At 68.9% G+C, this 1,582-nt stretch carries 2 protein-coding genes and 1 pseudogene; 2 read left to right on the top strand and 1 reads right to left on the bottom strand.

Annotated elements, in window-relative coordinates; translation table 11 throughout:
- On the bottom strand, positions 1-277 hold a 277-nt coding region (locus FFS09_RS30480; protein WP_137922645.1), incomplete at its 3' end, for an AMP-binding protein.
- A gap of 164 nt (positions 278-441) precedes the next feature.
- Here FFS09_RS30480 and FFS09_RS30475 point away from each other — a divergent pair.
- Complete coding sequence (locus tag FFS09_RS30475; protein ID WP_137922644.1) at positions 442-1,170, top strand: Crp/Fnr family transcriptional regulator; 729 nt, start codon at positions 442-444, stop codon at positions 1,168-1,170.
- 45 nt (positions 1,171-1,215) lie between these two features.
- A pseudogene (locus FFS09_RS30470) lies at positions 1,216-1,582 on the top strand (hypothetical protein); the annotation flags it as partial.

Raw genomic sequence — 1,582 nt, 5'->3', positions numbered from 1 at the left:
CCACGGCGTCCTGGTACAGCGGGATCGGGATCGCGCCCAGCGACTGCGCGGCCAGCATGGTGGCGTACAGGCGCGGCCGGTTCGCACCGATCACCACCATGTGTTCCCCCCGCTGCAGGCCCGCCTGGTGCAGCCCGCACGCCAACGCCTCGACCAGCTGCGCCATCGCTGACCACGTCGTCGTCTGCCAGATCCCGTATTCCTTCTCGCGCATCGCCGCGCCCTCGGGCCGGTTCTGCGCGTGGCCCAGCAGGAGCCGGGGGAACGTGTGTTGCATGTGTGTCTCCGGTGAGAAGTCCCGCGTTCGGGGCGTTCTGTTCTGAGGCGCATGGTAGGTCTTCGTTTGACGTTATGTTGTCGGTTCGACGACAATCTCGGGTCATCCCTCCTAGGACTTTCCCTAGCGTTCGGTCCCCTTGTTGCGCCATGCGCCCGGTCTCCATGCATTCCTTTTCCTCACCGCGCAGCGGCAGCGTCTTGCGCGATCGGGCGCGGCCGCCCACCGACGCCGAGCTGGCCGAAATCCCCTGGCTGGAGCGCCTCACGCCGGTGGAGCGCGAGCGCGCGGTTGACGCACTGAAAGTGGGCGATGCCGAGGCCGGCGACTCCATCTGCCGCTTCGGCCGCCCCGTGACGTACTGGTTCGGCCTGGTGGACGGTTTGCTCAAGATGAGCAACGACGATTCGCAAGGGCCCGTGATCACCTTCACCGGCGTGGCGCCGGGCGGCTGGTTCGGCGAAGGCACGGTGCTCAAGCACGAGCACTACCGCTACAACATCGTGGCGTTGCGCAAGAGCCGTGTCGCGGGCCTGCCGATCGAGACCTTCGATTGGCTGCTCGATCACTCGCTGGGTTTCAACCGCTTCGTGATGCACCAGCTCAACGAGCGCCTGGGCCAGTTCATCGCGGCGCGCGAAATCGACCGCCTCAACGACCCCGACCTGCGCGTGGCGCGCAACCTGGCCGCGCTGTTCCACCCGCTGCTCTCGCCCAACGTCGGTGGCGTGCTGCGCATCACGCAGCAGGAGCTGGCCTACCTGGTGGGCCTGTCGCGCCAACGGGTCAACGAAGCGCTGACCACGCTGTCGTCCAAGGGCTGGATTCGCGTGGAATATGGCGGTTTGCGTGTGCTCGATCTCAATGCGCTGCGCAGTGGAGAACTGGAATGACACGCCACGCCGCGCGACGGCGCGCAAAGCTGGGATGATCCCCCCATGACCACTGACAAACCCCGCACCCTCAAACTGGACCCGGGTGCGGCGAAGAAGAAGGCCCCGGCCGACCCCTTCGCCCCGCGCCGCGCGCCGGTGCGCCCACCCGGACCGGCGCGCGCCAAGAGCGTGTCGGCCTCGGCCCCCAAGCCGCCGCGCGAACCCTCGCCGAACCACGGGGCCCCACGTTCCCGCCCCGAAGGCGATCGCAACGAGCGTCCTCGCTCGGGTGGAGACCGTCCACGCTCAGGTCCTTCCGCCGCTCCGCGCGGTGACGACCGCGGCTGGAACGAACGCCCGGCGCCGCGCCGCAACGATCCCTACGGTGCTGCGGACCGCCCTCAGCGCGGCCCGTCCGCCGCCCCACGCC

This window comes from Hydrogenophaga sp. 2FB, from assembly GCF_005503365.1.
Lineage (GTDB): Bacteria > Pseudomonadota > Gammaproteobacteria > Burkholderiales > Burkholderiaceae_C > Hydrogenophaga.
The sequence above is the reverse complement of the archived record's forward strand: the minus strand, read 5'-3'. Positions and strand labels throughout refer to the sequence as shown.

What these genes read in the sequence shown, in the direction of transcription:
- FFS09_RS30475 (WP_137922644.1), top strand. Translation starts at nt 442, where the DNA reads ATGCATTCCTTTTCCTCACCGCGCAGCGGCAGCGTCTTGCGCGATCGG.